This window comes from Pseudoduganella sp. OTU4001, from assembly GCF_038440195.1.
GTDB lineage: Bacteria > Pseudomonadota > Gammaproteobacteria > Burkholderiales > Burkholderiaceae_D > Rugamonas.
On the sequence record NZ_JASATG010000023.1, the window covers coordinates 25228 to 45716 of the forward strand.

The 20489-nt window shown below is 63.4% G+C and carries 26 protein-coding genes; 20 read left to right on the plus strand and 6 right to left on the minus strand.

Annotation, left to right across the window (positions count from 1 at the left end):
* Window positions 1-12: 12 nt before the first annotated feature.
* The 4 genes from AAHE99_RS18935 to gpmA are packed head-to-tail and all read right to left on the minus strand — an operon-like array spanning window position 13 to window position 4382.
* The gene (locus AAHE99_RS18935) at window positions 13-762 is read right to left on the minus strand and encodes a HesA/MoeB/ThiF family protein (RefSeq protein ID WP_342118905.1); all 750 of its coding nucleotides are present in this window, start codon (window positions 760-762) and stop codon (window positions 13-15) included.
* Entirely contained in the window at window positions 762-2165 is a 1404-nt protein-coding gene (locus AAHE99_RS18940) for a S41 family peptidase (RefSeq protein ID WP_342118906.1), read from the minus strand. Before AAHE99_RS18940 ends, AAHE99_RS18935 begins: the two co-directional genes overlap by 1 nt.
* A 16-nt stretch (window positions 2166-2181) precedes the next feature.
* Window positions 2182-3624 carry a murein hydrolase activator EnvC family protein gene (locus AAHE99_RS18945; protein WP_446728938.1) on the minus strand — a complete coding sequence of 481 codons (1443 nt, stop codon included), beginning with the start codon at window positions 3622-3624 and terminating at the stop codon, window positions 2182-2184.
* 11 nt (window positions 3625-3635) lie between these two features.
* Window positions 3636-4382, minus strand: a complete 747-nt coding sequence (gpmA, locus tag AAHE99_RS18950; protein WP_342118907.1) for a 2,3-diphosphoglycerate-dependent phosphoglycerate mutase — start codon at window positions 4380-4382, stop codon at window positions 3636-3638.
* 104 nt (window positions 4383-4486) lie between these two features.
* On the opposite strand from gpmA, the gene AAHE99_RS18955 reads away from it, so the two are divergent.
* The 6 genes from AAHE99_RS18955 to AAHE99_RS18980 all read left to right on the plus strand — a co-directional run bounded on the left by AAHE99_RS18955 (window position 4487) and on the right by AAHE99_RS18980 (window position 8796).
* Window positions 4487-4885 carry a rhodanese-like domain-containing protein gene (locus tag AAHE99_RS18955; RefSeq protein WP_342118908.1) on the plus strand — a complete coding sequence of 133 codons (399 nt, stop codon included), beginning with the start codon at window positions 4487-4489 and terminating at the stop codon, window positions 4883-4885.
* Between the two features lie 9 nt (window positions 4886-4894).
* Complete coding sequence (gene grxC / locus AAHE99_RS18960; RefSeq protein ID WP_342118909.1) at window positions 4895-5155, plus strand: glutaredoxin 3; 261 nt, start codon at window positions 4895-4897, stop codon at window positions 5153-5155.
* A 138-nt stretch (window positions 5156-5293) separates the two neighbouring features.
* Window positions 5294-5788, plus strand: a complete 495-nt coding sequence (gene secB, locus AAHE99_RS18965; protein ID WP_342118910.1) for a protein-export chaperone SecB — start codon at window positions 5294-5296, stop codon at window positions 5786-5788.
* Between the two features lie 85 nt (window positions 5789-5873).
* Entirely contained in the window at window positions 5874-6320 is a 447-nt protein-coding gene (locus AAHE99_RS18970; protein WP_342118911.1) for an SH3 domain-containing protein, read from the plus strand.
* Entirely contained in the window at window positions 6320-7333 is a 1014-nt protein-coding gene (locus AAHE99_RS18975; protein WP_342118912.1) for an NAD(P)H-dependent glycerol-3-phosphate dehydrogenase, read from the plus strand. The genes AAHE99_RS18970 and AAHE99_RS18975 overlap by 1 nt, the downstream gene beginning before the upstream one ends.
* Window positions 7334-7389: 56 nt before the next feature.
* A complete protein-coding gene (locus AAHE99_RS18980) occupies window positions 7390-8796 on the plus strand; it encodes a GAF domain-containing sensor histidine kinase (protein WP_342118913.1) in 1407 nt (468 codons plus the stop codon).
* Here AAHE99_RS18980 and AAHE99_RS18985 read toward each other — a convergent pair.
* Window positions 8777-9109 (minus strand): cupin domain-containing protein, encoded by a 333-nt coding sequence (locus AAHE99_RS18985; protein WP_342118914.1) that lies wholly within the window; start codon window positions 9107-9109, stop codon window positions 8777-8779. The genes AAHE99_RS18980 and AAHE99_RS18985 overlap by 20 nt on opposite strands.
* Before the next feature lie 45 nt (window positions 9110-9154).
* Window positions 9155-9844: an aquaporin Z gene (gene aqpZ, locus AAHE99_RS18990; protein ID WP_342118915.1), complete on the minus strand. Its 690-nt coding sequence runs from the start codon at window positions 9842-9844 to the stop codon at window positions 9155-9157.
* Between the two features lie 145 nt (window positions 9845-9989).
* Between aqpZ and AAHE99_RS18995 the strand changes: the two genes are divergently transcribed.
* The 14 genes from AAHE99_RS18995 (at window position 9990) to AAHE99_RS19060 (ending at window position 20474) form a co-directional block, all read left to right on the plus strand.
* The gene (locus AAHE99_RS18995) at window positions 9990-11300 is read left to right on the plus strand and encodes a metal-dependent hydrolase family protein (protein WP_342118916.1); all 1311 of its coding nucleotides are present in this window, start codon (window positions 9990-9992) and stop codon (window positions 11298-11300) included.
* 74 nt (window positions 11301-11374) lie between these two features.
* Window positions 11375-11869 carry a winged helix-turn-helix transcriptional regulator gene (locus tag AAHE99_RS19000; RefSeq protein ID WP_342118917.1) on the plus strand — a complete coding sequence of 165 codons (495 nt, stop codon included), beginning with the start codon at window positions 11375-11377 and terminating at the stop codon, window positions 11867-11869.
* Window positions 11866-13554 (plus strand): long-chain-fatty-acid--CoA ligase, encoded by a 1689-nt coding sequence (locus tag AAHE99_RS19005; RefSeq protein WP_342118918.1) that lies wholly within the window; start codon window positions 11866-11868, stop codon window positions 13552-13554. Before AAHE99_RS19000 ends, AAHE99_RS19005 begins: the two co-directional genes overlap by 4 nt.
* 71 nt (window positions 13555-13625) lie before the next feature.
* The gene (locus AAHE99_RS19010; RefSeq protein ID WP_342118919.1) at window positions 13626-14378 is read left to right on the plus strand and encodes a hypothetical protein; all 753 of its coding nucleotides are present in this window, start codon (window positions 13626-13628) and stop codon (window positions 14376-14378) included.
* A gap of 58 nt (window positions 14379-14436) precedes the next feature.
* Window positions 14437-15720 (plus strand): DUF3472 domain-containing protein, encoded by a 1284-nt coding sequence (locus AAHE99_RS19015; protein WP_342118920.1) that lies wholly within the window; start codon window positions 14437-14439, stop codon window positions 15718-15720.
* 130 nt (window positions 15721-15850) lie between these two features.
* Entirely contained in the window at window positions 15851-16117 is a 267-nt protein-coding gene (locus tag AAHE99_RS19020; protein WP_342118921.1) for a BufA1 family periplasmic bufferin-type metallophore, read from the plus strand.
* Window positions 16114-16866 (plus strand): alpha/beta fold hydrolase, encoded by a 753-nt coding sequence (locus tag AAHE99_RS19025; protein WP_342118922.1) that lies wholly within the window; start codon window positions 16114-16116, stop codon window positions 16864-16866. The genes AAHE99_RS19020 and AAHE99_RS19025 overlap by 4 nt, the downstream gene beginning before the upstream one ends.
* 16 nt (window positions 16867-16882) lie before the next feature.
* Window positions 16883-17152 carry a BufA2 family periplasmic bufferin-type metallophore gene (gene bufA2 / locus AAHE99_RS19030; RefSeq protein ID WP_342118923.1) on the plus strand — a complete coding sequence of 90 codons (270 nt, stop codon included), beginning with the start codon at window positions 16883-16885 and terminating at the stop codon, window positions 17150-17152.
* Window positions 17153-17172: 20 nt separating this feature from the next.
* The gene (bufB, locus tag AAHE99_RS19035; RefSeq protein ID WP_342118924.1) at window positions 17173-17991 is read left to right on the plus strand and encodes an MNIO family bufferin maturase; all 819 of its coding nucleotides are present in this window, start codon (window positions 17173-17175) and stop codon (window positions 17989-17991) included.
* Complete coding sequence (locus AAHE99_RS19040; protein ID WP_342118925.1) at window positions 17988-18731, plus strand: DNA-binding domain-containing protein; 744 nt, start codon at window positions 17988-17990, stop codon at window positions 18729-18731. The genes bufB and AAHE99_RS19040 overlap by 4 nt, the downstream gene beginning before the upstream one ends.
* Window positions 18724-19293: a hypothetical protein gene (locus AAHE99_RS19045; protein ID WP_342118926.1), complete on the plus strand. Its 570-nt coding sequence runs from the start codon at window positions 18724-18726 to the stop codon at window positions 19291-19293. The genes AAHE99_RS19040 and AAHE99_RS19045 overlap by 8 nt, the downstream gene beginning before the upstream one ends.
* A gap of 22 nt (window positions 19294-19315) precedes the next feature.
* Window positions 19316-19786, plus strand: a complete 471-nt coding sequence (locus tag AAHE99_RS19050) for a DoxX family protein (RefSeq protein ID WP_342118927.1) — start codon at window positions 19316-19318, stop codon at window positions 19784-19786.
* A gap of 59 nt (window positions 19787-19845) precedes the next feature.
* Window positions 19846-20091, plus strand: coding sequence for a type II toxin-antitoxin system Phd/YefM family antitoxin (locus AAHE99_RS19055; RefSeq protein ID WP_342118928.1), 246 nt, complete (start codon window positions 19846-19848; stop codon window positions 20089-20091).
* Window positions 20088-20474 (plus strand): type II toxin-antitoxin system VapC family toxin, encoded by a 387-nt coding sequence (locus tag AAHE99_RS19060; protein ID WP_342118929.1) that lies wholly within the window; start codon window positions 20088-20090, stop codon window positions 20472-20474. The genes AAHE99_RS19055 and AAHE99_RS19060 overlap by 4 nt, the downstream gene beginning before the upstream one ends.
* Window positions 20475-20489: the final 15 nt, after the last annotated feature.

The following is a 20489-nucleotide window of genomic DNA, read 5'->3' on the forward strand; positions in this document are numbered from 1 at the left end:
CAGGTCTCCTCTTTATTGATGTTGTGCGCCGCAGACCAGGCAGGCCTCGTTGCGGCTGATGCTAATGCTGTTCCACTCCATATGCAATCCGTCCAGCAGCAGCAGGCGGCCGGCCAGCGACTCGCCGACGCCCATCACCAGCTTGAGCGCTTCGGCAGCCTGCATGGCGCCGACCACGCCGACCAGCGGCGCGAACACGCCCATGGTGGAGCAGGCCACGTCCTCAAACGGCTGGTCTTGCGGGAACAGGCAGGAATAGCAAGGGCCGTGGCGCGTGTCGAACACCGACACCTGGCCGTCGAAGCGGATCACGGCGCCCGATACCAGCGGCACGCCATGCGCCACGCATGCGCGGTTGACGGCGTGGCGGGTCTTGAAGTTGTCGGTGCAGTCCAGCACCACGTCGTGCTGCGCCACCAGCGTCGCCAGGCGCGCATCGTCCATGCGCTCGACCAGCGCTGTAACGCGGCATTCGGGATTGATGGCATTCAGCGTGGTGCGCGCCGATTCGGCCTTGGGCTGGCCCACCCGTTCGGTGGTGTGGGCGATCTGGCGCTGCAGGTTGGTCAGGTCCACCGTATCGTTGTCGACGATGGTGAGATGGCCGATGCCGGCCGAGGCGAGGTACAAGGCCGCCGGCGAGCCCAGGCCGCCCGCGCCAATCACCAGCGCCCTGCCCTGCAGGATGGCCTGCTGGCCCTCGATGCCGATTTCATCGAGCAGGATGTGGCGCGAGTAGCGCAGCAGCTGCTGGTCGTTCATTACTTCGCTGCTAGCTCAGGCTTGGCGGTTTTCACCGGCAGCCCCTTGAAGTGGCGCAGCGCCTGTTCCAGCTGGAAGTCTTCCTTGCTGCCGAATTCGAAAGGCTTCTGTTTTTTCGCGGCAGCCAGCAGGCGCGTTTCCTCTTCCAGTTCATCGCGGCGGATGCGGCCCGGCGTTTCCTCGCCGTCGCCGTTGGCCAGGTGCTTTTGCAGGTCGGCTTCGCGCAGGCGCAGGTGGTTGATGGCATCGCCTTCCGCCGTTTCATCGACCAGCACGTCCGGCACGATGCCCTTGGCCTGGATGCCGCGGCCGTTCGGGGTGAAGTAGCGCGCGGTGGTCAGCTTGACGGCCGAATCGGCGCTGATCTGGCGCAGGGTCTGCACCGAGCCCTTGCCGAAGGTCTGGCTGCCCATCACGGTGGCGCGCTTGTAATCCTGCAGCGCGCCGGCCACGATCTCGGAGGCGGAAGCGGAACCGCCGTTGACCAGCACCACCAGCGGCACCGTCTTGAGCGCAGCCGGCAGCTTGGCCAGCGGGTCGGCACCGCTGCGGAAAGTATAGTTCTCCGCCGTGGCGTGGAAGGTCTGCTTGGAATCGGCCAGCTGGCCGTCGGTGGACACCACCAGCGCATCCTTCGGCAGGAAAGCTGCCGACACGCCGATCGCGCCTTGCACCACGCCGCCCGGATCATTGCGCAGGTCCAGCACCATGCCTTTGATGTTCGGTTCCTTGGCATACAGGGCGGCCAGTTTCTTCGCCATGTCTTCCACGGTCGGTTCCTGGAATTGCGAGATGCGCAGCCAGGCGTAGCCCGGTTCCACCATCTTCACCTTCACGCTTTGCACGCGGATTTCTTCGCGCACGATAGGGATCAGCAGCGGCTTGTCTTCCGTTTTGCGCGACACCGTCAGCACTACTTTGGAGCGCGGTTCGCCGCGCATCTTCTTGATCGCCTCGTCCAGCGTCAGGCCTTTCAGCGGCTGGCTATCGAGGCGGGTAATCAGGTCGCCGGCCTTGATGCCGGCGCGCCAGGCTGGCGAATCCTCGATCGGCGCCACCACCTTCACATAGCCATCCTCCATGCCGACTTCGATGCCGATGCCGACGAACTTGCCGTGGATGGATTCGCGCATTTCCTTGAATGCGCTCTTATCGAGGTAGGTGGAATGGGGATCGAGCGATGCCACCATGCCGGAGATGGCGTCCTGCACCAGCTTCTTTTCGTCGACCTGTTCGACATAGTCGGACTTGATCAGGCTGAAAACTTCGGACAGGGTGCGCAATTCTTCGAGCGGCAATGGCGAGCCGGCTCTCTGCGCGAGGGCGGAAAACTGCATCGAGACGGCGATGCCAGCCACCATACCAAGGCCGACCAGGCCCAGACTCTTCGTTTTGTTGCCCATTGATTGCTTTCTGCCGCTAGAACTTGACCCACCCGGCCGGATCTATCGGCTTGCCCTGGTGGCGCATTTCAAAGTATAAACCCGATTCTTCGTAACCGCCGGTATTTCCGACGGTGGCGATCACCTCGCCCGCTTTGACTACGTCGCCGGCGCGCTTCATCAGCGTTTCGTTGTAGCCGTAGCCGCTCCAGTACTGGCCGCCGTGGTCGATGATAATGAAGTTGCCGTAACCGCGCAGCCAGGTTGCGTGCACCACGCGGCCCGCCGCCACGGCGCGCACTTCGGCGCCGCCGCCAGCTTTCAGCACCATGCCTTTCCAGGCCACGCCGTCGGCGTTCTTGCTGCCGAAGCGCTTTTCCACCTTGCCGTTGACCGGCGTTGGCAGCGCGCCTTTCAGCTTGGCGAACACGCCGTCCGCCACCACAGGCGCCAACGCCACTTCGGACGGACGCGGCGATTTCTCGTCGCGCTGCTCCGCCGGCTCCGGCTTGGCGGCCACCTTCGGTTCTTCTTCCACCGGCAGCGGCTTCGGCGCCGGCTTGCCAGCCTTTTTCGCTTCCTGCGCCAGGCGCTCGCGCTCGGCCTGCGCCTTGGCGCGCGCCAGGGCGCGGGCTTCCGCCTCCGCCTTGGCCTTGGCTGCGCGTTCCGCAGCCAGCTTTTCCTGGCGCGCTTTTTCGGCGGCGGCAATGCGCGCCTGTTCTTCAATCAGCTTATTCAGCTTGTCGACCAGGGCGTCAAGGCGCTGCGCATCCTGCTCCATGCGGCCGGCTTCCTTACGCTGGGTGGCCAGCTTCTTCGACAGGCTGGCCAATGTCGCGGCGCGGCGCGCCTTTTCCTGCTCCAGCTTGACCTTCTGCTGGCGCTCTTCTTCCGCGATTTCATCCAGTTCCTGCTTGGCGTTCTGCGCCTCGGCCTGGTTTTCCTCAACCTTCTTCAGGTTGGCGCGCAGCGAGTCGAGCAGGCGCGCCTGCGACTGCGACACATAGGCCATCAGCTGCAGTTCGCGGTTGATGCGGTTGGGATTGTCGCCGGACAGCAGCAGCTTGATGCGGTCTTCATTGCCGGCCACATACTGCTCGCGCAGCAGCTTGGCCAGCTGCTGCTTCTGCGCCGCCACGGTGGCGGACAGGCGCAGCTGCTCGGCAGCCAGTTCGGCTACCTTGCCATTCAGTTGGACCTGCTCCGCCGCCAGCTCGCGCAAGGTGCGGTTGGCGTCGGAAATGGCTTCCTCCGACTCGGCCAGCGTATCGGCCGCGTCTTCCTTGGCGCTCTCGGTCTTGCCGATTTCCGCCTTCAGGTTGGCCAGCTTGCGCGCCAGCGCCGCCCGCTCCGTCTCGGCGGCAGCTTTTTGCTTGCTGCGTTCGGTCGGTTTCGGGGCGGCCCCGGCGCCATGCACGGCGCCCAGCGCCAGCAGCAGCGCCAGCGCAAGGCCGCGCCAGGCGCCGCGAGTCGGATTCAACGCCACAGGGATTACTTGGCCTTGCCCTGGTTGGCAACAGCTGCCTGGGCGGCAGCGATGGCTGCCGGATCGCCCAGGTAGTAGCTCTTGATCGGCTTCAGGTCGGCGTCCAGCTCATACACCAGCGGCTGGCCGTTCGGGATGTTCAGGCCAACGATATCCTCGTCGCTGATACCGTCCAGCATCTTGATCACAGCGCGCAGGCTGTTGCCGTGGGCCGAAATCAGGATCTGCTTGCCAGACTTGATGGCTGGGACGATCTCATCGTTCCAGGCAGGCATCACGCGCGCCACGGTGTCTTTCAGGCATTCGGTCAGCGGGATGGAATCCTTTGGCAAGCCAGCGTAGCGCGGGTCGTTGAATGAGGTGCGGTCGTCGGAGGGCTCCAGCGCTGGCGGCGGGATATCGTAGCTGCGGCGCCATACCAGCACCTGCGCATCGCCGAACTTGGCGGCGGTCTCGCCCTTGTCCAGGCCCTGCAGCGCGCCGTAATGACGCTCGTTCAGGCGCCAGTCGTGCTTGATCGGCACGTACATTTCATCCATCTCGTCCAGGGTCAGCCACAGGGTGCGGATGGCGCGCTTGAGTACGGAGGTATAGCACAGATCGAAGGAGAAGCCGGCATCTTTCAGGATTTTGCCGGCGGTTTTGGCTTCGTTGACGCCTTTTTCAGTCAGGTCCACATCGGTCCAGCCGGTGAAGCGATTTTCCAGGTTCCAGGTGGATTCGCCATGACGCATGAAAACAATTTTGTACATAGAGCTATATCTATAAGAGTAGGAAATGGGTGGAAATCGCCGCCGAAGCCACGAACAAGCATCTATTTTATAATGCTCGGATTAAATTCAACCATTGGATTCCTGTGAAATTCTTCCTCGACAATATTTTCCTGATCGCCATCGTCGTCCTGTCCGGCGGCGCCCTGCTGTTCCCAGCCCTGATGCAACGCGGTAAAAAGGCTTCCCCAGCCGAAGTCACCTTGCTGATCAACCGCGGCAAGGCCGGCGTGCTCGATGTGCGCGCCAAGGACAAGGCGGAAAGCCGTATTATCGATTCCAAGCATATCCCGCTGGCCGAACTGGGCAACCGCATGGGCGAACTGGACAAGTTCAAGAACAAGACCCTGGTGGTGGTGTGCGATAAAGGGATCAGCGCCTTCAGCGCTGCCCGCATGCTGGAAAAGTCCGGTTTCTCCGACGTTGTCGTGATGGAAGGCGGCATTGATGCCTGGAAGGCACAGAATCTGCCACTGACAAAATAAGGACCAGCCATGACTGCCAGCGTAACCATGTATAGCACCCTGGTCTGCCCGTACTGCGTACGTGCCGAACGTTTGCTCGAAAGCAAGGGTGTCACTGCAATCAACAAAATCCGCGTTGACCTCGACCCGGCCCAGCGCCAGCTGATGATGGAAAAGACCGGCCGCCGTACCGTGCCGCAAATCTACATCGGCGATACGCATGTGGGCGGTTTCGACGATTTATATGCTTTGGACCAGGCGGGCGGCCTTGACCCCTTGTTAAAAGGTTAAACGTCCCCAAATACAACGTTGTGGCCGGCAAAAGGTTTGAAAATAAACCAGTTTTGCTACAATTGCCGTCGCGTTTGACTTGGGCTTACCCTGTGGCCTGGACAAGCATTAACTAAAACTGATACGAGAAAGCGTTCCATGTCTGAAGAAAACCTGCAACCTGTGTTCCAAATCCAACGCGTCTACCTGAAAGACATGTCCCTGGAGCAGCCAAACTCCCCAGCCATCTTCCTGGAGCAGGAAGCCCCTGCGATCGAAGTGGCACTGGACGTGGGCGCCGAGTCGCTGGCCGAAGGCATCTTCGAGTCCACCGTGACCGTGACCGTGACCGCCAAGGTCAAAGACAAAGTCGCTTTCCTGGTTGAAGGCAAGCAAGCCGGTATCTTCGAAGCCCGCAACATCCCAGCTGAACAGCTGGACCCACTGCTGGGCATCGGCTGCCCGAACATTGTGTACCCATACCTGCGTTCGAACATCGCCGACATGATCACCCGCGCCGGCTTCCCTCCGATCCACCTGGCCGAAATCAACTTCGAAGTGTTCTACCAGCAGCGCCTGGCAGCTATCGCTGCCCAGCAAGCTGGTGAAGGCGCTGCCGCGACCCCGGTCGAAGGCTCCGCAACCGTGCAGTAATCTTTCTGCGATACTATGGGGGACCCCGGTTCCCCAAAAAGCAAAGGCCCCGGTGGGCCTTTGCGCATTTTTAAGAGTCTTTTCGATGAATTTACGCCGCATTGTCGCCCTCGCCTTGCCGCTGCTGGCCTGCGCCAGCGCCCAGGCGCTCGACTACCGGTCGGTCGGCGCCAATCCTGCCGTGCTGTACGGCGCGCCGTCCACCCGCGCGGCCAAGCAGTACATTGTCCCGCCCGGCGCCCCGCTGGAAATCGTGCTGACCTATGGCGAATGGGTCAAGGTGCGCGATATGGCCGGCGACCTGGCCTGGACCGAAGCCAAGGGCTTGAGCGCCAAGCAGCGCAATGTGATCGTGCGCGCCGCCAACACCAAGGTCCGCGGCGCGGCCGATGAAAGCTCTCCCGTCGTGTTCATCGCCGACAAAGGCGTGCTGCTGGAACTGGCCGAACCGGCCAGCAACGGCTGGACCAAAGTGAAGCACCGCGACGGCCTGGCCGGCTACGTGCGCAGCTCGGAAATCTGGGGCAATTAATGAACAATCGCAAAATCAGTGTGCTGGGCGCTGGCGCCTGGGGCACGGCGGTGGCGATCGCGGTCGCCGCCCGCCACGACGTGCTGCTGTGGGGCCGCAATGCCGCGGCGATGGCCGAAATGGCCGCCGCGCGCGACAACACCCACTATCTGCAAGGCTACCCTTTCCCCCCTGCGCTGCAGGTGAGCTCGGATTTCGACGCCGCCGTGGCCCATGCCGGCCAGGACGGCTTGCTGATCGCCGCCTGCCCGGTGGCCGGCCTGCGCCCGCTGCTGCAGGCGCTGAAGGGCAAGGACATCCCGAATATCGTCTGGCTGTGCAAGGGCTTTGAGTACGAAACCGGCATGCTGCCGCACCAGATCGTGCGCGAAGTGCTGGGCGAGGGCGTGCCAGCCGGCGCGCTGTCCGGCCCCTCGTTCGCCCAGGAAGTCGCCAAGGGCCTGCCGTGCGCCCTGACCATCGCCTCCACCAATGCCGCGCTGTGCGAACTGGTGGTCAGCACGGTGCATGGCGGCACCATGCGCGTCTACTCCAGCGAAGACATCGTCGGCGTGGAAGTGGGCGGCGCGGTGAAGAACGTGCTGGCCATCGCCACCGGCGTGGCGGATGGCATGGGCCTGGGCCTGAATGCCCGCGCCGCGCTGATCACGCGCGGCCTGGCCGAGATCACCCGCCTCGGCACCGCGCTGGGCGGCAATATCGAGACCTTCATGGGCCTGACCGGCATGGGGGATCTGATCCTGACCTGCACCGGCGACCTGTCGCGCAACCGCCGCGTGGGCCTGGGACTTGCACAAGGCAAGTCGCTGGATACCGTGGTCAACGAACTGGGCCATGTCGCAGAAGGCGTGCCGTGCGCCAAAGCCGTGCGCGAACTGTCGCGCCGTCTCGGGGTGGAAATGCCGATCACCAATGCGGTTGCCAGCGTGCTGTTCGATGGCGTGAAGCCTGCCGAACTGGTGCAAGGCTTGCTGGCGCGCGATCCACGTGCCGAGCAAACTGCAAGTAAATAGCCGCCGCGAAATCCTCAGCCTATAATCGCCGCATACCTCCATGACGAAAGGCGATTATGGGCAGCGCAGTCGAGACAGCAAGTCTGGCGATCGACGCCGGCACCGTCGAAAAGTGGCAGCAAGTGCTGGACCTGATCGCCAAGCTGATCGAAGTTCCGGCAGCGCTGATCATGCGCGTCGAGCCGCCCAGCATCAAGGTATTCCTGTCCAGCCATTCGAATGGCAATCCCTACGAAGAACACGAACTTGCGCCGCTAAATACGGGCCTGTATTGCGAGACCGTGATGGCGCGCCGCGGCCAGCTGCTGGTGCCCAATGCGCTGACCGATCCGGAGTGGGACCGTAACCCCGACATCAAGCTCGGCATGATCTCCTACCTGGGCCTGCCATTGATCTGGCCCGACCAGCATGTGTTCGGCACCATCTGCGTGCTCGACCGCAAAGAGAATGCCTACAACGAACTGCACATGCGCCTGCTGGAGCAATTCCGCGATGTGGTCGAACGCGACCTGCACCAGATTTTCCAGCGCGAGCAGCGCTCCTTCGAAGATGCCCGCCTGCGTGCAGCCGAAGCGGATCGGGTGCGCGCCGAATTTGCCGTACTGCGCGAAGGTGAGCAGCGCGCCCTGCAGCAGCTGCAGCAATTGAACAACCACCTGGAAGAACGGGTAGCCGAACGCACGGCAGAACTGCAAAAGGCCATGGCGCAGATCGTCGTCGCAGAAAAAATGGCGACGGTCGGCCGCCTGGTGAGCGGCATCGCCCACGAACTGAACACACCGCTTGGCAACATCATGCTGGCCGCAACCTCGTTGGCCGACCGTATCAAAGACATCGACCAACAGGCCAGCGAGCGCCGCCTGACCCAGGCCGGCCTGCGCCAGTTGCTGCAGGATGGGTACCAGGCGTGCGAGGTCCTTGAACGCAATGGCAACCGGGCCGGCGAGCTGATCGCCAGTTTCAAGCAGGTGGCGGTGGACCAGGCCGGCCAGGAGCGGCGCAGCTTCCATCTGGACCATGCGCTGGAAAGCCTGGCACGCACACTGGGGCCGCTCACGCGGCGTGCGCAACTGCAGCTGGACGTCGCGGTGCCTGCCGGCTTGCGGATGGACAGCTATCCCGGCCATATCGAGCAGATTATCGCCAAGCTGGTCAGCAACTCGATCGAACACGGCTTTGCTGGGCGCGGCGACCGGCGCGCGCGCATCAGCGCCGCCCAGCATGGTGAGCAGGTGGAACTGGTGTACGAAGATAATGGCTGCGGCATCGACCCGGCCATCCAGCCGCGCGTCTTTGATCCCTTCTTCACCACCCGCGTGGGCGAGGGGGCGCAAGGGCTCGGACTCGCCGTGGTGATGAACGCGGTGCAAGCCATCCTGCACGGCAGCGTGCGATTGGAAAGCAAGCTGCAGGAAGGCGTACGCTTTACCTTCCTGTTGCCGCTTACGACGCCAGTACGATAGTCAGGAGCAGCAGCGAATCGGCATTGGCGCGCAGCGCATGCGGCGCGCCGCCCTCCAGGTGCAGCAGCTCGCCGCCACGCAGGATGGTGGTGCGGCCATGCGCATCGAAGGCCACTTCCCCCTCCAGGCACTGCAGCGTGATCTGTCCGCGCACCGCGTGTTCCGGCAAAGCGCGTCCGGCCGGCACCGTCATGCGGATCAATTCCAGCTGCTCCGTCTTGGCCAGTGCAATGGAAGAAAACTGCGACAAGCTTTCACCGGCCTGCTGGCCGATCCGGACCACTTGCCCGGATGATGCGTGTGGTAGCGCCATATGCCCTCCAAGGATGGTTCCAATGATAGCAGCAGGCGCCCCCGCTCAGCGTTGCGGTGCGCCGATGAATCGGTAAATCCCCGCTCCCACCGCCGCGCCCACAATCGGCGCAATCCAGAACAGCCATAGCTGCGCCACCGCCCAGCCGCCCACATACAGCGCGACCCCGGTGCTGCGCGCCGGATTGACCGAAGTATTGGTAACCGGGATCGAAATCAGGTGGATCAGGGTCAGGCACAGGCCAATCGCAATCGGTGCGAAACCGGCCGGTGCGCGGCCGTCGGTGGCGCCCAGGATCACCACCAGGAACATCGCCGTCATCACTACTTCCGTCACCAGTGCGGCGACCAGGCTGTAGCCGCCCGGCGAGTGCTCGCCATAACCGTTGGAGGCGAAGCCGCCCGCCAGGTCAAACCCGGCCTTGCCACTGGCGATCAGGTACAGCACGCCGCCGGCTGCAAGACCACCCAGCACCTGCGCCACGACATAGCCCGGCAAATCCTTGGCCGGGAAGCGCCCACCGAGCCACAGGCCGACCGACACCGCCGGATTCAGGTGGCAGCCGGAAATATGGCCGATGGCGTACGCCATGGTCAGCACCGTCAGGCCAAAGGCCAGCGACACCCCATGCAAGCCAATCCCCACGCCGGGAAAAGCCGCCGCCAGCACCGCGCTGCCGCAACCGCCCAATACCAGCCAGAAAGTACCGAAGAATTCCGCACCCAGTTTCTGCATGCTTTGCCTCCATCGACAGTTAGTAATTGTGCAAACAGACTAGCGATAATTTTGACCGATGACAACATACTACTGTGTTGCAATGCGGAACACGTGGAAGGGGCGACGTGCTACATTCCTAAACTTTCACCCTGATAGGATTGTTATGCCGACCTCGATCGCCATGCGCGCTGCCATTGCCGCTGCCTTCACCCTCGCCTGCGGCGCCGCCGCTGCCGCACCGACCCTGATCCAGGCCGGCACCCTGCTCGACAAACCGGGCCAGGCGCCGCGCGGCAATTCGACCCTGGTGGTGGAAGATGGCAAGATCCAGGCCGTGCTGGATGGCTTTGTCGGCGCCGAGCGCTATCCGGGCGCGAAGGTGATCGACCTGCGCCAGAAGTTCGTGCTGCCGGGCCTGATCGACAGCCATGTGCACCTGGTGTCCGACCGCGCCGGTACCGAAGGCCAGTTGGCCAACGTCACCACCAGCGCCGCCGCCTGGGCCTACGAGGCGGAGCAGAATGCCGGCAAGACCCTGAACGCCGGCTTCACCACCGTACGCAACCTGGGCGACAGCCGCGACGGCATCACCCTGGCGCTGCGCGATGCGGTGGCCAAGGGCTGGGTCAAGGGTCCGCGCATCATCGACGCCGGCACCTCGATTTCCGCCACCTCCGGCCACATGGACGGCCGTCTTGGTTATGCCGACTGGGTGCAGGAAGGCGTGCACACCCACAACGTGTGCGACGGACCTGAAGAATGCCGCAAGGCCGTGCGCCTGCAGGTGGGCCGTGGCGTGGACGTGATCAAGATCGCCACCACCGGCGGCGTGAACAGCAAGATCGGCGCCGGCGTCGGCAAGCAGATGTTCGACGACGAAGCCAAGGCCCTGATCGAAACCGCCCATATGTACGGCAAGAAGGTGGCCGTGCACGCTCACGGCAAGGATGGCGTTGACCTGGCGCTGGCCATGGGTGCGGATTCCATCGAACACGGCACCCTGCTGGACGAGCAGAGCGTGAAGCTGTTCCTGAAATCGGGCGCTTACTACGTGTCCACCATGTCCACCGTGAACGGCTACAAGGAGCGCCTGGCCGCCAACCCGAATGCCTACGAACCGAATGTGCTGGAGAAGATCAAATGGCGCATCGGCATCACCGGCAAGTCCTTCAAGCTGGCGCACAAGAGCGGCGTGAAGATTGCGTTCGGCACCGACGCCGGCGTCTCCAAGCATGGCCGCAATGCCGATGAATTCGAGTACATGGTGGAATTCGGCATGACCCCGGCGGAAGCGATCAAGGCCGCCACCGTCAATGCCGCCGACCTGCTGGGCGTATCCGCCGTCACCGGCACCCTGGAAGCCGGCAAGGCCGCCGACATCATCGCCGTCAATGGCGACCCGCTGAAGGACGTGAAAGTCCTGAAGCAAGTGCCATTCGTGATGGCGGCCGGCAAGGTATTCAAGCAGGAGTAATCCCTGGCGCCCTCGGGCGCCTAGCGGCGCGAAAATCGCTTGCGTTACCGAAGTAATTGCAATAAAGTAAATTCATGAGCAAAACTTCGTTCGAGGACATGAACTGCCCGATCGCCCAGACCCTGGAACAGGTGGGCGAGTGGTGGTCGCTGGTCATCCTGCGCAATGCCTTCTGCGGCATGAGCCGCTTCCAGGAATTCCAGCAGCACCTGGGCATCAGCACCAGCATCCTGGCGCGGCGGCTGGAGAAGCTGGTGGACAACGGCATCCTGCAGCGCCAGCCTTCGCACGAAGATGCGCGCATCGTCCATTACCGCCTGACCGACAAGGGCCGTTCGCTCTACCCCATCCTCGCCGCCATGACGCTATGGGGCGAGCAGTGGGCGCCAAACCCGCAAGGCGCCCGCCTCACACTGGTGGAAAAAGCCACCGGCCTGCCGGTGGCGGGCGTCGGCATCCGCGCGGCCGATGGGCGCGAGCTGCAACCGGAACAAATCACCACGGTGGCCGGCCCCGGCGCCGATGACAAAACCCACGCTTTGATGCGCATAAGAGAGGAGACCGCATGAGTACTGAAAAAGTCTGGCTCAAATCCTACCCAGAAGGCATTCCCGCCACCATCGATCCCGAGCAATACCGCTCGCTGCCCACACTGCTGGAAGAATCGTTCTCGCGCTTCTCGGAACGCAAAGCCTATGCCTGCATGGGCAGCACCATGAGCTACCGCGACTGGGACCACCACTCGCACGACATGGCGGCCTGGCTGCAGTCGCGCGGCCTGGCCAAAGGTGCGCGCGTGGCTGTGATGATGCCGAATGTGCTGCAGTACCCGATCGCCGTGGCGGCTGCGCTGCGCGCCGGCTGCACCGTGGTCAACGTCAATCCGCTGTACACCGCGCGCGAACTGGAACACCAGCTGGCCGATTCGGGGGCGGAAGCCATCTTCATCCTCGAAAACTTTGCCACCACACTGCAGGCGGTGCTGCCACGCACCCGCATCAAACATATCGTGGTCGCCAGCATGGGCGACATGCTGGGCTTTGCCAAAGGCCCGCTGGTCAACTTCATGGTGCGCAAGGTGAAGAAGCTGGTGCCCGAATTCAGCCTGCCGGGCGCCGTGCCGTTCCGTGCCGCCTTGCGCGCCGGGGCCGGCCAGGCGCTGGCCCCATTCGAGATGGGACATGACGACATCGCCTTCCTGCAATACACCGGCGGCACCACCGGGCTGTCGAAGGGCGCCACGCTGACGCACCGCAATGTGATCGCCAACATGCTGCAGAACGACGCCTGGGCCGCGCCAGCGCTGGCGGAAATCCAGCGCGACGGGCAAGTCATCACGGTTTGCGCTCTGCCGCTGTACCACATCCTGGCGCTGAACGCCTGCATGCTGATGGGCGCGCGCTGGGGCGCAATGAACCTGCTGATCCCCAACCCGCGCGACATGGCCGGCTTTGTGAAGGAGCTGGCGAAACACCGCGTCAACTTCTTCCCCGGCGTGAACACGCTGTTCAACGCCTTGCTGAACCAGCCGGGCCTGGAGCAGGTCGACTTCTCCGGCTTGCGCATCACGCTGGGCGGCGGCATGGCGGTGCAGCAGGTGGTGAGCGAGCGCTGGCAGGCCGCCACCGGCAGCCCGATCCTGGAAGGCTACGGCTTGTCCGAAACTGCGCCTACCGCCACGCTGTGCCGCACCGACCAGCAAGGCTTCAGCGGCACCATCGGCTTGCCGGTGCCTTCCACCGAAGTTGCCATCATCGACGATGCGGGCAACCCGCTGCCGTTCGGCGAGCGCGGCGAGATTGCGATCCGTGGCCCGCAAGTGATGGCCGGCTATTGGCGCCGGCCGAATGAAACCGCTGGCGTGATGACGGCTTCCGGCTATTTCCGCTCGGGCGATATTGGCATCATGGACCAGCAAGGGTACGTGCGCATTGTCGACCGCAAGAAGGACATGATCCTGGTGTCCGGCTTCAACGTCTACCCGACCGAAATCGAATGCGTGGTGGCGGCCCACCCGATGGTGCTGGAATGCGCGTGCGTCGGCGTACCCGATGCCAATTCTGGCGAAGCGGTCAAACTGTTCGTCGTGCGCCGCGATGCCTCGCTCACCAGCGAGCAGCTGATGGACTTCTGCAAGCAGCAGCTGACCGCGTACAAGAAGCCCAAGCACATCGAGTTCCGCGATACGCTGCCCAAGTCCAACGTCGGCAAGATCCTGCGCCGCGAGCTGCGCGAGGAGAAGGCCGCAGCGTAATCCCACGGCGGCGATGGCGCGCCTATAATGGCTGCGCGAACCGGCACGCCTTTGCCGCTTGGGAGGAAAGCATGATCTTCGTTTGGGGCAGGAAGCCGGTCTACTCGCATGCTGGCTACGTTGCCGATTACTGCCCCGTATGCCGGGCGGCACGCGCCTTCTCGGTGCAGCGCATCGGGATGGCATGGCACCTGTGGTATATCACCGTGACCAAAGGCGAACTGGCCGGATACCAGCGCACCTGCTGCGATTGCGGCATGGTGCTGCCGATGGAAACCGGCCATTACACGCGCCTGAGCGCCGAGCAGCTGCCGCTGGTGCAGCTGGAACAAACCACCAATCCCCACCTGTCGATCCGCCACGCCGATGCACTGGCCGCCGCCGCGCGCATGCGCGAAGCGCCTTTGCTGCTCGACGAATCGGAGCGCCGCCGCCAGATCGACGCCGCGCTGCGCCTGCAGGCCGATGCCCTCGACGAATATGAATCCGCCACGCGTCTGGACCGCGAAGTGTGGTGGTCAATCGGCGGCGCCTTCGCGTTCTGCGTTGTGGTGCTGATGGCGCTGCGCCAGCAGGCGCCGGAAAACATGGACAACGGCTTCATCATCGCCTTCTTCCTTGGCCTGGGTGCGGTAGCCTGGCAATTGAGCCAGATGGGCGAACGCTTCCTGCAGCGCGAACTGCTGCCCAAGCTGGCGCGCTCCCTGGCGCCGTTGCAGCCACGCCAGGGGGAGATCGACGACGCCATGCAGCGCCTGCACAGCCAGGGCCGCAAACTGGCCAAACGCATCGATAGCACGCGTATCATGCAGAGCTTGCGTTAACTTTCGTTTCAATATAGTTTACCTTTCGCATTATCCGATAAATCGAAAGGAGACAATGATGAAACGAAGATTGTTTGCAGTATTTCTTGCGTTTTCTGCGATTGCCGCGCAAGCAGGCCAGCCAGAAACTTTCGCTTCCCTGCTGAAAAAAGCCGCGCCCGCAGCGCCCGACGCTGTGGTGGCGCTGGCCGGCAACGCTTTCGTCACCAGCGCCGCCCCGGGCGCGACCGAGGTCATCAACAGCAGCGGCCTGGCCAACTGGACCAGCGCCAGCACCGTCACCAGCCTATGGTTCCGCATGTCGGCCGCCGGCAGCGCCACGCTGTCGCTGGATGCGCGCCTGGCAGGCAGCAATTCGAGCAAGATCCGCGTCACCGCCAACGGCACGCCGTTCGACGTCAACCTCTCCAAGGGCAATACCCGGACCTACGCGGTCGGCACCATCAACGTGCCTGCCGCCGGCTATGTGCGCGTGGACCTGCAAGGCGTGAGCAAGTCCGGCAGCTACTTCGGCGACGTTTCCACCCTGCGCGTCAGTACCACGACACCGCTGAACTACGCCAACGATGCCGCCAATTACTACTGGTCGCGCCGCGGTCCGTCGGTCCACATCGGCTATACCGTACCGGCCAACACCGAGTACTTCTACAACGAGATGATGGTGCCGGTGGGCGAGGACAAGATCGGCTCCTACTTCATGTCCAACGGCTTTAACGGCGGCTACTTCGGCATCCAGGTCAATTCGACCACCGAGCGCCGCGTGCTGTTCTCGATCTGGGATGCCGACAATGGCGCCAAAACCACCCTGGTGCGCAAAGGCCCGGGGGTGGTCGATAACGGTTTTGGCGGCGAAGGCACTGGTGGCCAGTCCTACCTGCTGTACAACTGGGTAGCCGGCAATACCTACCGCTTCATCACCCGCGCCACACCGGACGGCGCCGGCGCCACCGACTTCTCGGCCTGGTTCTACGCGCCGGAAACCAACGCCTGGCGCTTCATCGCCACCTGGAAGCGCCCTGCCACCACGACCTACCACGCCGGCGTCTATTCCTTCCTCGAGAACTTCATCGACACCAACGGCTATATGGAGCGTCGCGTACAGTTCAACAACCAGTGGGCACGCAGCACCAGCGGCGCCTGGACCGAGCTGGTGACGGCACGCTTCACCGGCGATGCCACGGCAGCCAACGCGCAGCGCCTGGACTACGCTGGTGGCTTGCAGGATGGTAAGTTCTACCTGCGTAATGGCGGCTTCTTCAGCCCTAACGTCGCCATCAACCAGTACTTCACCCGCCCAGCGACCGGCCAGCAGCCGACCGTCGACGTGAACACTCTGCCGTAACATTTTTGTATGCCAATGTATCTGGCCCCGCGCCAGATACATTCCCCGCCATCACGGCCGACGCGGCCGACACAAGCGATACACACTACCCCCTTAATCTGGTCACACCTTAACCAAGGAGACCAAGATTATGAAAACCACTTACGCAGGTATCGCAGCAACCCTCGCCATCGCACTGTGCGCCAGCGCCGCGCACGCCGCCGAACCGAAGAAAGAAATGGAGAAGTGCTACGGCGTGGCGAAAGCCGGCCAGAACGACTGCGCCGCAGGCCCAGGCACTTCGTGCGCCGGCACCGCCAAGACCGACTACCAGGGCGACGCCTGGATGCTGGTCGAAAAAGGCACCTGCACCACCATCAAGACCCCTAAGGGCTACGGCTCGCTGAAGGCGAAATGATGAAGCGTATCGTTGCCACCGCCCTGGCCCTGGCACTGGGCGCTGCCGCCACCGCGCAAGCGGCGGCGCCGGCAGCCAAGAACGTCGTCATCATCCCCGGCGCCTTCCTTGATGCCTCCAGCTGGCGCCTGGTGCACGACACCTTGAGCCTGAAAGGATTCAACGTCACCGTCGCCCAGTTGCCGCATACCTCGCTGGACGACGATATCGCCATCGCCCGCAAGACCATCTTCCAGCAGTTCGGCAATGTGGTGGTGGTCGCCAGCGGCATCGGCGGCGCGGTGATGTCCAACGTCGCCACCGGCGACAAGGTGAAAGCGCTGGTCTACGTGGCAGGCCTCATGCCGGAAGTCGGCGAAACCTCGCAGCAGCTGTTGGCATCCATGCCGGCCGCCGGCGAAGGCGCACGGCCCGACCGCGCCGGCTTCCTGTTTTACGACCGTGCACAGTTCCGCAACGACCTGGCCGCCGACCTGACGCCGAACCGCGTCAACTTCATGGCGGCCTCGCAGGTCCCGGTCAGCAATGTGCTGATGGGGACGCCGAGCTGGTTCGCCATGTGGCACCAGAAGCCGAGCTACGGCATCGTCGCCACGCAAGACCGCCTGGTCAGCCCGGAGCTGCAGCGCTGGATGTACCAGCGTGCCGGCGCCAAAGTTACCGAAGTCGCAGCAAGCCATGCAGTACAAGTCTCGCAGCCGGAAGCGGTTGTGAAAGTCATCGAAGACGCTGCCCGCAGCGTCCTTTAAATCCAAGGAGAACACCATGTCCATCGCTACCAAAACCCGCACTTCCCTGGCCGGCGCCGCCGCCCTGATCGCACTGGCTACCCTGGCTGCACCGTCCTTCGCCGCCGACAAGGTGAAAGAGGAACCGGGCCGCTGCTACGGCATCAACACCTGCAAAGGCACCAGCCTGTGCGCCACCGCCAAGAACGACTGCAAAGGCCTGAACGAATGCAAGGGCCAGGGCGTATTGGTGAAAACGCCGACCGAGTGCAAGGCACTGGGCGGCACCCTGACCGAGAAGAAGTAAGCCACCGACGGAGGCATACCATGCACGCACAACGCTTCGGCCTCGGCCTGCGCCGCGAACATTACAGCGATTTCCTCGACGGCGACGTCGATGTGGATTTCGTTGAAGTGATCTCGGAGAACTTCATGGTCGCAGGCGGCCAGCCGCGCGATATCCTGCGCCGCGTGCGCCAGCGCTATCCGGTGGTGCTGCATGGTGTGTCGATGTCGCTCGGCTCGGCCGACGGCTTACGTTCCGATTACCTGGCGCGCTTGCGCGCGCTGGTAGATGAAGTCGAACCGCTGTTCGTCTCCGACCATTTGAGCTGGTCGCGCATCGGCCGCTTCAACTCGCACGACCTGCTGCCGCTGCCCTACACGCAGGAAGCGCTCGACATCATCTGCAACAACATCGACCAGGCGCAGGAAGCACTCGGCCGCACCATGCTGGTCGAGAACCCTTCCAGCTACCTGACCTATGCCGAGTCGAGCATGACGGAATGGGAGTTCATTTCCGCCATGACGAGGCGCACCGGCTGCGGCTTGCTGCTGGACGTGAACAACGTCTTCGTCAGCGCCAGCAACCACGGCTTCGACCCGCAGGACTTCCTGCGCGGCGTACCGATGGACCGCGTTCAGCAGATCCACCTCGCCGGCCACAGCCAGGGCAACGGCCTGCTGATCGACACCCACGACAGCGCCGTCAACGACGCCGTGTGGTCGCTCTACGCACAAACCATCGCCCGCTGCGGCGATGTCGCCACCATGATCGAACGCGATGGCGATATCCCGCCACTGGCCGACCTGCTGGCCGAACTCGACACCGCCCGCCGCCTCGCCGCACACAAGGAGGCAGCATGAACCTCGCCGACCTCCAGCGCAGCTTCCACGCCGAGCTCACCGCCGCCGCAGCCGCGCCGCTCCACGACCCGCGCGTCGCCCTCGGCCACGCCGTCTACCAGAACAATTACCGCGCCGCGCTGGTCGGCTGCCTGCAAGAGAGCTATCCCCTGCTAAACGCCTTCATTGGCGAGCAAGCCTTCCTGCACGCCGCCGCCACGCACATCAACCACCACCCACCCCACGCCTGGACCCTGGACGCCTACGGTGACGATTTCGCGCACACGCTGATGGCGCTCTTCCCCGACAACCCCGACCTGCACGAGCTGGCATGGATCGAACACGCCCTCGGCCAGTCCTTCGTCGACCCCGACGCCGCGCCTGTCGCCGCTGAAGCCTTGGCCGCCGTCAACTGGGAACAAGCCAAACTGCACCTGACACCCACCTCGCACCTGCGCCCCGCCACCACCAACGCCGCCGACCTCTGGTTCGCCCTTCACAACGGCGAACAGCCCGAAAGCGAAATGCTCCCCGCCCCCGGTGGCCTGCTCGTATGGCGGCGCGGCTTCACATCCTGCTTACGTGCGCTGGACGCCACCGAATACGCCGCGCTATCGCACTTGAGGCACAACGGCAGCTTCGCCGGCCTATGCACGCTGCTCGTCGAGCTGGAAGGCGAAGAACAAGGCATCGCCAGCGCCGGCGCCATGCTGGCCGACTGGCTTGGCAGTGAACTGATCACAGGAGTTGAAAATGAATGAATCGCGCCGTTTCTTCTTGCTGGCAGCGATGACCGGCCTCGCCGGCGCCGCCAGCCTCGCATTCGCCCCGGCGCTGGCGGATGCCGCGCTGCCCTTGCACAGCGCCACGGACGCCCTGCGCGCCGTCGCCAACGCCCCGGGCTATCACACCGCCGGCCCCGAAGATGGCCGCCCCATCGTGCTAGCCCGCAGCCACGGCCAACTTCTTGAACAACATGCCGAAGCCGCAAGCCTGCTGGCCGCACAAGGCTTCCACGTCCTGCTGCCGCAACTGCGCGACGCCGCACCGCAAACGCTCGGCCAGGACCTGATCGACTTCATCGACAAGCTCCACATGCCCGAAGCCGTCTTCGTAGGCACCGGCAACGCCGCCCACGCAGCCAAGGCCACCACGCAAGTACGCCGCACCCGTGTGATCGGCCTGGTCCTGGCCAGCCCCGACGCGCGCCCCGCCGCCGACGCGGCCGCAGTCCCAACCATCGCGCTGCCCGCCGACGCCACACCCCAACAAATCGCCGAAGCCGCCGCCGCCCTGGCCCGCCACGGCAAATGGCGCACCTGATCAAGCGAAAAGGAGACCCACCATGAACACCCGCTACGCCCCAGCCAACGCCGCAGCCCCGGCCACTGGCATCGCCGCCCTTCCCGCTCTAGCCGCACGCCTGCTTCCCGCCTCAGTGCAATTACTCGCAGCACGTCTCGCGGTGGCCGCCATCTTCTTCCTCTCCGGCCGCACCAAGGTAGAAGGCTGGTTCACGCTGAAAGAATCGACGCTGCAGCTGTTCCAGTACGAGTACATGCTTCCCTTGATCCCGCCCGAAATCGCCGCCCAGCTGGCCACCTTCGCCGAACACGCCCTGCCAATGCTCTTGGTCGCCGGCCTGTTCACCCGCACCGCCGCCCTCGGCCTGCTGGGTATGACCGCCGTCATCCAGCTCTTCGTCTACCCGCAAGCCTGGCCAACCCACCTGAGCTGGGCCGCCCTGCTGCTGCCCCTGATCGCCCAAGGCGCCGGAAAATTCTCGCTCGACGCACTGTTCACCCGTCGCGCTTGACCCGCAAGACAGGTGGACTAAACTAACTTAGTCTAGTCCACCGCAAGGGAGCGGCGACGATGAAAACTTTCAATATCCATGAAGCAAAGACGCACCTTTCCCGCCTCGTCGAAGAGGCAGCGAACGGAGAACCATTCATCATTGCGAAAGCGGGCAAGCCTTTAGTCAAAGTCACGGCCTTAGCGGCGGATGGCAAACCAAAGGTTCAACGTTTGGGATTTCTGGAGGGACAGTTCTTGGTTCCCGATGACTTTGATGAGTTAGGCAGGGACGAAATCGAGGACATGTTTGGGGTAAGAGAGTGAATATCCTTCTGGACACACATCTCTTGATTTGGGTAGCCAACAGCCCCAGACGTTTGTCCGCTGAAACCCGCGCACTTCTTGAAGACGAGAGCAATGAAATCTACTTCAGCGCTGCAAGCATTTGGGAGATAGCAATCAAGCGTTCGCTAAGGCGCACTAATTTCACCGTCGATCCGCGCTTGCTACGTCGCGGATTGCTCGATCAGATGTACGTGGAGCTGGACATTAAAGCGCAACATGCTCTCGAGCTGTTATCGCTTCCGCCCTTGCACAGAGATCCCTTCGACCGACTGCTCATCGCACAAGCGGCTGTCGAAGGCATCACGCTGTTAAGCGCTGACCGGCTCGTCACGCAATACCCTGGCCCTATCAAACAAGCGTGAAGCCGAAATGAAAAA

Excerpts from the sequence above, each read along its gene's own strand:
- AAHE99_RS18935 (WP_342118905.1), bottom strand. The coding sequence starts at position 762 with ATGAACGACCAGCAGCTGCTGCGCTACTCGCGCCACATCCTGCTCGAT.
- AAHE99_RS18940 (WP_342118906.1), bottom strand. The coding sequence starts at position 2,165 with ATGGGCAACAAAACGAAGAGTCTGGGCCTGGTCGGCCTTGGTATGGTG.
- gpmA (WP_342118907.1), bottom strand. The coding sequence starts at position 4,382 with ATGTACAAAATTGTTTTCATGCGTCATGGCGAATCCACCTGGAACCTG.
- grxC (WP_342118909.1), top strand. The coding sequence starts at position 4,895 with ATGACTGCCAGCGTAACCATGTATAGCACCCTGGTCTGCCCGTACTGC.
- secB (WP_342118910.1), top strand. The coding sequence starts at position 5,294 with ATGTCTGAAGAAAACCTGCAACCTGTGTTCCAAATCCAACGCGTCTAC.
- AAHE99_RS18970 (WP_342118911.1), top strand. The coding sequence starts at position 5,874 with ATGAATTTACGCCGCATTGTCGCCCTCGCCTTGCCGCTGCTGGCCTGC.
- AAHE99_RS18975 (WP_342118912.1), top strand. The coding sequence starts at position 6,320 with ATGAACAATCGCAAAATCAGTGTGCTGGGCGCTGGCGCCTGGGGCACG.
- AAHE99_RS18980 (WP_342118913.1), top strand. The coding sequence starts at position 7,390 with ATGGGCAGCGCAGTCGAGACAGCAAGTCTGGCGATCGACGCCGGCACC.
- AAHE99_RS18985 (WP_342118914.1), bottom strand. The coding sequence starts at position 9,109 with ATGGCGCTACCACACGCATCATCCGGGCAAGTGGTCCGGATCGGCCAG.
- aqpZ (WP_342118915.1), bottom strand. The coding sequence starts at position 9,844 with ATGCAGAAACTGGGTGCGGAATTCTTCGGTACTTTCTGGCTGGTATTG.
- AAHE99_RS18995 (WP_342118916.1), top strand. The coding sequence starts at position 9,990 with ATGCCGACCTCGATCGCCATGCGCGCTGCCATTGCCGCTGCCTTCACC.
- AAHE99_RS19000 (WP_342118917.1), top strand. The coding sequence starts at position 11,375 with ATGAGCAAAACTTCGTTCGAGGACATGAACTGCCCGATCGCCCAGACC.
- AAHE99_RS19005 (WP_342118918.1), top strand. The coding sequence starts at position 11,866 with ATGAGTACTGAAAAAGTCTGGCTCAAATCCTACCCAGAAGGCATTCCC.
- AAHE99_RS19010 (WP_342118919.1), top strand. The coding sequence starts at position 13,626 with ATGATCTTCGTTTGGGGCAGGAAGCCGGTCTACTCGCATGCTGGCTAC.
- AAHE99_RS19015 (WP_342118920.1), top strand. The coding sequence starts at position 14,437 with ATGAAACGAAGATTGTTTGCAGTATTTCTTGCGTTTTCTGCGATTGCC.
- AAHE99_RS19020 (WP_342118921.1), top strand. The coding sequence starts at position 15,851 with ATGAAAACCACTTACGCAGGTATCGCAGCAACCCTCGCCATCGCACTG.
- AAHE99_RS19025 (WP_342118922.1), top strand. The coding sequence starts at position 16,114 with ATGATGAAGCGTATCGTTGCCACCGCCCTGGCCCTGGCACTGGGCGCT.
- bufA2 (WP_342118923.1), top strand. The coding sequence starts at position 16,883 with ATGTCCATCGCTACCAAAACCCGCACTTCCCTGGCCGGCGCCGCCGCC.
- bufB (WP_342118924.1), top strand. The coding sequence starts at position 17,173 with ATGCACGCACAACGCTTCGGCCTCGGCCTGCGCCGCGAACATTACAGC.
- AAHE99_RS19040 (WP_342118925.1), top strand. The coding sequence starts at position 17,988 with ATGAACCTCGCCGACCTCCAGCGCAGCTTCCACGCCGAGCTCACCGCC.
- AAHE99_RS19045 (WP_342118926.1), top strand. The coding sequence starts at position 18,724 with ATGAATGAATCGCGCCGTTTCTTCTTGCTGGCAGCGATGACCGGCCTC.
- AAHE99_RS19050 (WP_342118927.1), top strand. The coding sequence starts at position 19,316 with ATGAACACCCGCTACGCCCCAGCCAACGCCGCAGCCCCGGCCACTGGC.
- AAHE99_RS19055 (WP_342118928.1), top strand. The coding sequence starts at position 19,846 with ATGAAAACTTTCAATATCCATGAAGCAAAGACGCACCTTTCCCGCCTC.